Genomic DNA, 10,663 nt, shown 5'->3' with positions numbered 1-10,663 from the left:
AGTAGTTAAGTTAAGGTTTAACAGATACTTAAATATACGAAACATCCTGCTTTCCTACTGCTAAAATTCCACTTTTTTATCTCGAACTCACGTTAATAAGAAATATACATACCGATCGATATTGATTAGTATGACCACCTTTTCACTAATTTCGCGACTTACCGTCGTTATAGACTGGTGTGTAGATTTCACATGAGAAATGGGAACTCATTACGATCTATATTTGGATACTTGGCTATAGGTACTATTAGATCAGAGAATAGATGGAGCACTTGTTCAGATGGAAACTGACTTTGAACCAAGTTTCATGATAATTGCTATCATGCGATACACGAAGCCTGCATCGAAAAAACACGAAAAGCATTAGTTGAGTAACGCTCCGAATACAGACATGAATTCACTTTCAATATTTATCAGTGATTTACGATAAATGGTCCTCGCATTTTCCGCAACTGATTGATAATATTTAGTATTTGAAAGCACATTGTCAACAACATCCAACAGATCAGAGCCATCCCATTTTACTGGAATATACGTTTCATTGGGAATGTATATGTTGGGCTGGGTTACAACATGTGACATGTCTGGCTTAATAAGCAAAGAACCATTGATGATACATTCGAAATCCCTGATGCACACCTCACCATATCCAAATGGACTCAATGTTGCAAACGTTTGTTTCTGTTCATCTAAATATTTTTTTGGGGAAACAATTCCAGTTAAAAAACTTTGATGATTTTTGATGATTTTTTCAAACAGAAATCGTTGATAACCTATACTATTAGGATAACTTTGATACCGAAAGCGTGCACTGACTTTTAGCTGTTTGGAATGAAAATTAATTGGATCATCAAGTGTATCTATTAATTTTCTATGCTGGTTTAAAAAAAGAGGTCGTATAAGTTGAAAATTGTTGGTTCTAGCAAGCAGTTTCACAAAATACTTTAAAAAATTGCTTTTGGATGGATTCGGGTACCAACCATAGCCTACGTTAAAGGCGGTCTTTAATTTTTCTGTTTCTTGAAAGCTATCCACTGGATTCCTGTAACTTTCCATTTCATCATCAGTTATCTTAAAATGGTGATGATAATAATCGGAAAACACATGTCGCCCATAGATAGTTTTGTTATAAGTTTTTTTATTAGAAAGCAGTTTTGCCTTGTAGTAACCATCTATGGAATCTATAAATTCAAAATGTGTACTGTCTGCTCCTGCGCTGTCGTCTAGAAAGAATACGTTCTCGAAAGAATTTTTTAATTGTTTTAAGGTTGAATTAACAAACTTTGTATCATCGAATCTTCCTTTAAAAATTCTGAGGAATAGCACATTTTTACCAGAAATGGTGTCAAGTTTTTCAGGTTTGAAATAGATAAACTTTACCCTCTTCTCTTGGATATTGGACAATAGAAATGGATATAAGGTATAGAATAATTCTATAACTGAGTGTGTGTGAAGTACGGTCAGAGTGTTTTCGTTATCCATTCAAAAAAGCTGTGATATTCTCAGTTATATCACATGTATTTTAAAAAAAGCCCAAAAGTTATCTGGATTATGATTTTTCGACTCTTCTTCGGTTATGTTTCAGTCTAAAGTAGAGAATCGGGTTTGAAATAGTTTAAAGTATACCTCATTATTTTTACAGAGGTTGGACAAATACAAAATTTTTTCAGGATTGTGCATCCTCTTTTCTAAGCATTGGGAAGATTTAACAGCTTTATTTCCAGAAACAATCCAATTGAATTATAATCTTATCACGTTGTTCTTTTATCTCTCTATCTCAGATTAAATTAATTAACTATTAAAACATTAAATATTCAAAACTGGAATTTTGACGTTTTACAGCTGTTGCAATATTATAATTATCTAAGCTTTTATTATCTAGAGTCCATTGTTTTTGAGCTTCAATATTATTTTTAATGCGATTAATTTGAACTGGTTCATTCGATAGAAAAGTCACTTCAAAATCATTCAAAGGATAACTCAATCCATCACCCAAGGCTTTGATAAAAGCTTCTTTGCGTGTCCAACAGTTAAAAAAGGCATATCTTTTTTGTGAAGTGGAGACTTGTAGCAATTTCTGATATTCTTTCTCACAAAAATATCGCTTTGCTAAATCATCATATTCCACTTTACGATCCAAGCTTTCTATATCAACTCCAATTTCTGCGTCTTCTGTAACAGCAATCACAGCCATTGAATCTGAATGACTTAGATTAAATTGAATTCTACTGTTTTTAATGAAAGGCTTGCCAAATGAAGTCAATTGAAACTCTAACTCACTTGGCTTTTCAGAAAGATATTGAGATAAAATAAGCCTTAATGCATTATGAGACTGGTAAAATGTTTGCTTGCCCTGCGTAAAATAGAAATTATTCCATCTCTTCATTTCTGCTGCAGATAGATAATTTGGTAATGCCTTGCAGTTTGTATCCACTACCCAAATGTGAACGTTGTTATTACTCAGCTTCATCGTTTATAATTTTTTCAATAATTTGAGCCATTTCTACCGCAGAATTACCTTCAAAAATGGTTTTGTGTCTACCGGAAACTTGATAGGTTGATAATTCATTTTTGCTTAATGTCTCCCAGAGATCAATATGAAAATTTTTATTTTGCCGATTTTCGTAATCACTTGAACGAATCAAATGAACCTTTGTATGAACGGGATCCCAATGGTACTGATTGTTAAGTTTCGTAAAATTTAAAATTATTCTTTCCAAATGATAATCTGTATCACTTTCAGCTTTCATACCCTCTCCCTTTAAAAAAATGTTTGCCTTACCTCCCAATTTTGCATTCAATCTATCATTTATTTTTTGGAAACTTCGTTTGATTCCCTGCCAGCCTACATACAATATTTTTTTTCCTGTACTAATTATTTGTTTTCCTATAATGAAGATACGATCCCTCTTTTTGCCTATCAGCCTATGCATTTGAATCATCGGCAAATCAGCTGAATCGACGATAACTAATTCAACTTTTAAGTCTTGTTCTTTTGCTATTCTTGCAATTTCCAAGCAAATTACTTTGCTAAAGCAATACCCAAGTACATAAAATTTTTGTTTTCCGGTAATGGCCAATATTTCTTTTAAATAATCTTGCGCCATTTCCTCAATACTGTTGTGAATTTCACCACCATCTAACCCTTTGGGTTGAATGGCGTAGACCGGATAATCTTTACCAAATGATTCTGCTAATTCTTTATACAAAAAAACATGTGCTCCACCCGCATGAATACAAAATAAAGGAGGTTTTTCACCACTTATTTTTAAAGGAACGATACTGCTAAACTCCACCTCTGCATCATCACTGATTAATTTACTTAATTGATGAATCGTTGGATGGTTTATAAGTACAGACGGCAACAACGTTTTGTGAATATTTTGTTCAATTTCACGAAATAATTGTAATGCCTGTATTGAACTGCCTCCAAGTGCAAAAAAATTGTCCTTTATTCCTATTGGATGAATGCCCAATACTCTTTCCCAAATTTTCGCAAGCTCTAATTCGGTCGTTGTTGTAGCACTTTCAAAATTTCGGGCTGTTTCTTGCTGGGTATCCTCTTTCCTATATACAGTTGGCGGTTCACCTAATAGAGTCGACAATTGATCAATACTCTTTTCTTTATACTCTTGTAAAAGTTTATGAAAAGTGAAGAGCAATTTTTTAGCTACATCACCCTCTACTTTATTTTCATTCCAAACACAATACAATTTGATCGTTTCTCCCGGGACGACTGCTATTGTAATTGGATAGGTTGTCGTTAATCCACTTTCGAAATTCCTGACATGTAAGTGCTTGCATTCAATTTCATTCAGTACAAAATTTTCAACAACTAAAAGTGTATCAAAAATATTTGGATTCCCCTCCCAGTTGTACCACTCTTTGATTTGATCAATATTGATGTTCTCAAAATTTCTTGCCTTTGCATGATGTTTCTGAACCTGCTTTGCTGCTTCTGCAAAGCTTTGATCCGGTTGAAAATGATGGATTACGGGCAATACATTAGACAATAACCCGGCGATATTTTCGATTCCTGGAAAATCATAAGCTCTGCCTGAAACCACGGTGCCAATGGCAACCCGATTATTCTGGTGAAACCATTGAAGCGTGAGCAACCAGGCGGTTTGTAAAAGTGAAGTAAGTGTAATGTGGTTCTCTTTCACAAACTTCTGAAGTTCTTTTCCAGGGATACAAACCTCATGTGATTGAAAGTTCTGTTCTCCCTGATGATCGAGATTAATGTTGGATATTCTGTTTGGAAATTGTTGTCCATCAATCAGATCTTTCCAAAACTGTTTGGCTTCATTCTGTGTGGAATCTTTCTCAAGGGCTTTATAGTAATCTACTATTGTAGGTTCTGATAGTGCATAATCCAGATCTTGCCCGTTCATCAATTGATCATAGTATCGAAAAACATCTTCCAGTATCAGTCTGCTTGACCAGCCATCTAATAAAATGTGGTGACAAGTCCATAAAAGCTGATATTTATGGTCGTTCTGCTTAAGAACTATAACTCTCGATACCGGGGCTTCATAGAGAGGGAGTGGTTTTCTTGAATCGTTTAATCGATATCTTTTTGCGGATTCATCGGGTTGAGGATCGTTCTTTAGATCTATCCAATTAATTTCCAGGGTTGCATCTTGTTGTACAACCTGCAGCTCCTTACTTAAGTTTTTCCATTGAATGGATGTGCGCAATACATCATGTTTTTTAACGACTGCATCCCAGGCCTTACCAAATACCGATGGGTCGATTGTCCCCTCAATTGTACATCTTACTTGAATAATTCCGTTGTCATCAGTCGCTGATAAGTGATGGAAAAGTAAAATCTTTTGATTATACGTTAATGGAAATACGTTCTGTACTTTGGCTTTCGGCATGTTGTTAATTACAAATCAAACAGTTTTGATAATTCATTGAGGTCGGTATCGCTTAAATCCTCAACATTGTCATCAGACTCGTTTTTGCGTTCTGTTAATTGCTCAGTAACAGTTAACAATTGATTTTTTACATGATTCAACAAGTCTTTTGCATTGTTTGAAGAAAAGAGTTCTTGAGGATGCAGAAACTTAATGTATAATTTACCGTCTGCGATACCTGCTGAAAAATCAAACGGACTAAACACTTTGCACTTCGCATTTCTCGCTCCCTCAGCAATGTATCGGTGGGAATCGATGTGGTTAAAATCTTGCGTTACTAATTTGCCGATGTAATTGTAACTAATCGGAAATTGACTGAATTTTTCCAGGCTATCCACTTTTTCCAGGTATTTCAGTACACCAAACCCAATTCCATAATTTGGTGTTTCTCTAAGAGTTTCTATCAATTGAGAGGGATTCTTATCTCCTTTTTGAATTGTAAACTTTCTGGGATATGAAGATGTGAACCAACCCACAGAGTCTGATAATGATATTTGATTGGGCAGTTCCCGACCGTTGTGTTCCAAACCCATCATGATCTCCGAGATCTCTAATCTTTTATTTATTGCCAGTAAAAGAGAAGCCAAGACAATCTCTTCCATTTTATAAGATGAATCTTGACTAAACCGGACTAGTTCGTTGGTATTCTCTTCGGTCAGCTCTATGATTTCTTGTACTAGCTCATGCTCTCTGATATCCGATTCATAAAATGGCTCCCAAAATTCCGGCCTACAAAATTGATCTTCCCAAAAAGACAATTCATCATCAAAAAATCCATCTTCATTCAATTGTTCAAGATAGTTAGCGAACTGACTATACTGATATGTGGGTTGCAGAACCGCATTATTAGAAAGTTCCGCACTGATTTCCTGTAGTATTTGATTGAAAGAAAAAAGATCTATTACAAGGTGATGGGCTATCAAGCGTACCGTGGTCGTCTGCTTTCCGGATAGTACAATCACATGAAAAAGATGATCTGCTGTTATATCCGTCTGTCGGATCAAGTTTTGGGTGAGCTCATGTTTGTCCCCCTGTCGGAAAAAGTGCATAAACGGGTAGGAACGATTCACAGACCTCTTTTCAGTAAATATTTGTTCATCTTCATTGAAATAAGATCGTAAAGCCTGATGTCGCTGAATGATTGAATGAAACAGTTGCTTCCACTCCTCTTCCGTTTTGTTTATCTGTGTTTCAAACTCCATTATTTGATGCCAATGATTCGGATGATCCGTCATAAAATCAAAGTACCAGTGCTGAATAGGACTTTTTGATGAAGTTGATGTAGCTTCCGGAAGGTGTTTCGTATTCCCTTTATTCTTTAAATAAGCAGAGATCTCTTTAATGGTTTGTGTCTCGAAAATTTGAGTTGGAGAAAGGTCAATCCCTTTTGCCTTTGCCTTTGAAACGACTCGAATGCTGCTGATTGAATCTCCACCCAGGGCAAAGTAATTGTCATTGACTCCAATATTTGATTGGCCTAACACCTCTTCCCATATCTCGATCAGATCTTTTTCTATCGCCGATAGTTCTTCGTTTTGTAATTCATCTTCCTCCGGATCTCTTTGAGAAGCTGTTTCTAACAGTTTCTTCTGATCAATTTTTCCATTGGGCAGTCGGGGAAATTCTTCAATCAACCGTATAGCTGAGGGAATCATGTAAACGGGTAGTAACTGTTTCAACCTTTGTTTTAACTCTTTTTCTGAAGCCCCGGGTGTTTGATGTTGAATGACAAATGCGACCAATTTCTGTCGGTTATCGTCAAAAATGACAGTTGCCCGTGTGATCTCATCAAATGAGGAGAGGGCCTCTTCTATCTCTTTCAACTCTACACGGTGCCCCCTGATTTTAACTTGGTTGTCGGCTCTCCCCCAAAAATCAATATTTCCATCTTTTCTGAAGGAAGCCTGGTCACCGGTTTTATAGAGTTTTCCATTCCCATACGGGTTATTAACCCACTGATCATTATCTTCAGCTGCATTCCCAATGTACCCGCCGGACACCCCTTCTCCGCCAATGTATAGATCTCCCGTCACTCCAACAGGGACCCGGTGTTTGTTTTTGCCTAGAATATAAGCGGTAGATCCGGGGATGGGTCGACCAATGGGAACTCGCGTAACCAAGTCATCCAAGGATACTTTATGGGCAATACACCAGACCGTTGCTTCCGTAGGGCCATATTCATTATATAGATTCGTCGTTGGCAGGCTGCTAAAATGTTGTTCAACTGTACGTGTTGAACATGCCTCACCAGCAACCATTACAACCTCCAGGCTCTTTAAAAGATTTTCATCCGTTTCGAGCAGCAGCACTTCATACAAGCTTGGTAAAAGCAGCATGTGGCTTACGTTTTCATTGTGTATCACGTTTGCAACCTGCTTGATATCCTGCTCTGCCCTTTCCCGGGAAATCAGCAAATGCCCACCGGTTAAAAGTGTCCAGTAGATTCCTGCAACGGAACTGTCAAAAGAAAAGGAAGAGAACAACAGAAAACAGGATGGATTTACATCGTCATAGAAAATGGGACGTGAAAAAGTGGAATAGAATAGATTTTTGTGTGAGATACTCACTCCTTTTGGCTTCCCTGTGCTTCCGGAAGTATAAATGACATAAGCTTCATCGTCTATGGTATGTGATTTAATAAAGTCAGATTCAGACGTGGGCACACTCCCTATTTTGTCAATCTCAATTTTTTCAATGTCAATATCCGAATCCAGATCTTCAATCAAATTAGAGGATGTGACAACGAGATCAATATTTGCATCCTTAATTATGTATTGAATACGTTCATCGGGATAAGATGGATCGAGCGGTACATAGCTGCTGCCGCTTTTCATTGAACCCAGCATGGCAATGATCATATCAGCATTTCTGCCAAGGAACAGCCCTACTCTACCTCTGTTTTGCGAATACTTGTTAATTTTATTGGCGAGTGCAGTAGATCGATCATTCAGCTCTTGATAACTCATTCTGCCGTTCGAATCGGTTACTGCCACTGCGTTTGAATGTTCAATAGCAATGTTTTCGAACACACGATCGATGGGAATGGGATCGAACTCAACGTCAGTTTCATTCCAGTTTTCAAATTGTGATTGTTCCTCCTCGGTCAGTATATCCAGCTCATCGATCTCTTGATCTAAATCACTGACAACATCTTCCAATAATGTTTGAAAATGACCTTGCATTCGCTCAATTGTCTCCTCTTCAAAATAATCGGTAGCATATTCAAAAGTTATACTCAAATTCTTATTGTCATCTTCTACAAACATTGACAAATCAAACTTTGCCACACCAATATCAAAAGTCTCATATTCAAACTCTAAACCAGGCAATGGTTGCTTTTCTTCTTCTTTGTGATGGAAGAGAAACATGGTGCGAAACAGAGGATTTTTGTGCACTTCTCTCTGTGTGGATAACTGACTAACGATTGTTTCATAAGGGACCTTCTTGTAATCAAAAGCCTCTAAAACATCGTTTTTTACTTCTTTCAGATATTCTTTAAAAGATACACCGGATGGAATACGAGTTTGCAATAGAACAGTCTCAATAAAAAAGCCAAACAGCGATTCCCATTCTTTGCGATTGCGATTGCTGATAGGTGTACCAATATTTATTCTATCTGCTCCACTATATCGATGTAGTAAAGTATTATAGACTGCCAGGAAAAAGGTAAATAAGGTAGTTTCTTGCTCTCTCGATGACTCTTTAATTTTTTTTGTGAGTTCAAGAGGAAGAACAAGAGTGTTTATCTGACCACTATGAGTAATCTCTGCAGGTTTTTTATCCACAGGAAGTACCGTTTCATCAGATGCATTAGAAAGCTTTTCTTTCCAATAATTAAGTTCCTTTTCGGGAATATCTATCTTACCCTGGTGATAACTATAGTCTAAGTAATTATAATCATCCCCCGGATTGTCACTCCCGCCTTCTGAACCGTTCTGGTTTTTATATTTCTCTAATAATTGCTTTCTAAAAATCCTCATTGACCACTCATCCGTGATGATGTGATGTAAGGTCAACAATATCTTATGTTCAGTTTTAGATTTAGAAACAATAGTTACTCGAAATAAGCAATCCTGCGAAAGATCGAAAGAGTATCTACCTTTTGAGATGAAATACTCTTTTAAGCTCTTTTGATTTGATACTTCAGATAGATCAATATGCTCAATTTGAGTCAGTTTTCTATCCTTATTAATGACTACTTCAGGTTCATGGTCATTGTTCAGTTTAAAGTTATAAGAGAAAATTTCATGGTTTTGACAGACCTCATATATACAATTTTTAAATTTCTCAATATCCCAATTCCCACGAAGTGTGTACAATTCTGAAAAATTGTAAAATGGACTTGACGGATTTAATTGTTGTAAAAAAAATAACCTCTTTTGTCCATTTGATAATCGGTTTGGACTACCAGCCGGTTTTTTTTGCAGCGCATCAGATTCAGACGCTTTCTGTTCAAGCCATACTGATAGGAGTTTCGAGGTATCCATATATTCAGGATTTAATTATAAACCGGTGATCGCCCGTAGAGGAATATTTACATCAAAAAATCTTTCGTAAGTCCAGATGAGTGATAATAAAATCAAAGCTGCTGATGCTATAACTACAGAATAAGAGTAGACTTTTGTTTTCCTCATAAAAAATAAGACAGGGAAGAACAATAGTATAATCAACAATTGACCAACCTCAACACCAAAATTAAAGCCAAATAACGTTAGCGCCATATACTCCCCACTCAACCCTTTATCTGCTAAAACACCGGCAAAACCAAAACCATGAAATAGTCCAAATCCGAAAGCAATTAACCACTCTCTTTGTTTAAAAATGGGGACTATATTATGGAGGGCTGCTAACGCAATAGAAAGTGCTATTATCGATTCTACAATTCTTGCATTAAGGTTAATAACTCCAAGAGCGGCAAGACTCAACGTAATCGAGTGAGCAATAGTAAAAAAAGTAACTACTTTTACAAGATACCAAAATGCAGGTTTAAATTTTTCAACTCCAGTCCATTGACTGAGTATTTCTGTTATTGATTTACGATTTGGTAAACGGGTAACAACCGCTGGTAAAGCTAAAGCTAGTAAGAAAAAAATATGATCAATACCAATCCAGATATGCCAAATACCCATTTTAACCATAGAGATGAAACCGTTCCAAGTTGTGGCTTTGGATAAATCGAGTTCTTGAGTTGTGCTACCCGGTGAAAAAATAGCTGAATGAACACTCTCGTTGTCGATGATACCCGCTTTCCAGTTATATGCTTGTAAAAGCAGCGCGCGATGATCATCGTCAGACTCGAAAAAGAGATCATATGTGACTTCTAAATTTTCCGGAATTGTTGTCACATTATCTAACCTGAATAGGATTCGGGAAAAGGTTCCAAGTGATCCCTCCTCGTTCAATACATCATAGTTCACGAATGTGATGGGGTGCTCACCGAGTTCAGATCGGACAGTAAGATTATCACGGATATACTCATGGATTTGTGGAAGGATAGCTTCAAGGTCCTCTTTTGTAAAGTTTTTAGGAAGATTTGTCCCCAATACTGCATTCCACTCCTGGGCTTTGGCTTGCACATCACCATCAATACGATCTTCATAAGTTGAAAAATATAGATAGCTTTGACCTGGGTTATGTGCTTCAGCAAGATTTGGAACTAAGAAAAGACTTAAAATGATTAGTATTTTTTTCATGTTCTGAGTTTATGATAGTTTATTCAATAGTTTAAAACTTGGCTTTTG

General features: G+C 36.6%; 5 protein-coding genes. All 5 read right to left on the bottom strand.

Annotated elements, in window-relative coordinates; all coding sequences use genetic code 11:
- Window positions 1-363: 363 nt before the first annotated feature.
- Window positions 364-1,482: a hypothetical protein gene (locus L6773_RS19665; protein WP_237856304.1), complete on the bottom strand. Its 1,119-nt coding sequence runs from the start codon at window positions 1,480-1,482 to the stop codon at window positions 364-366.
- A gap of 316 nt (window positions 1,483-1,798) precedes the next feature.
- Complete coding sequence (locus tag L6773_RS19660) at window positions 1,799-2,470, bottom strand: 4'-phosphopantetheinyl transferase family protein (RefSeq protein WP_237856301.1); 672 nt, start codon at window positions 2,468-2,470, stop codon at window positions 1,799-1,801.
- The gene (locus L6773_RS19655; RefSeq protein ID WP_237856299.1) at window positions 2,457-4,883 is read right to left on the bottom strand and encodes a condensation domain-containing protein; all 2,427 of its coding nucleotides are present in this window, start codon (window positions 4,881-4,883) and stop codon (window positions 2,457-2,459) included. Before L6773_RS19655 ends, L6773_RS19660 begins: the two co-directional genes overlap by 14 nt.
- A gap of 8 nt (window positions 4,884-4,891) precedes the next feature.
- A complete protein-coding gene (locus L6773_RS19650) occupies window positions 4,892-9,409 on the bottom strand; it encodes a non-ribosomal peptide synthetase (RefSeq protein ID WP_237856298.1) in 4,518 nt (1,505 codons plus the stop codon).
- Between the two features lie 15 nt (window positions 9,410-9,424).
- The gene (locus L6773_RS19645) at window positions 9,425-10,615 is read right to left on the bottom strand and encodes a HupE/UreJ family protein (protein ID WP_237856297.1); all 1,191 of its coding nucleotides are present in this window, start codon (window positions 10,613-10,615) and stop codon (window positions 9,425-9,427) included.
- Window positions 10,616-10,663 lie beyond the last annotated feature (48 nt).

Origin of the sequence: Rhodohalobacter sulfatireducens, from assembly GCF_022012475.1 — a bacterium.
Taxonomy (GTDB): Bacteria; Bacteroidota; Rhodothermia; order Balneolales; family Balneolaceae; genus Rhodohalobacter; species Rhodohalobacter sulfatireducens.
The sequence above is the reverse complement of the archived record's forward strand: the minus strand, read 5'-3'. Positions and strand labels throughout refer to the sequence as shown.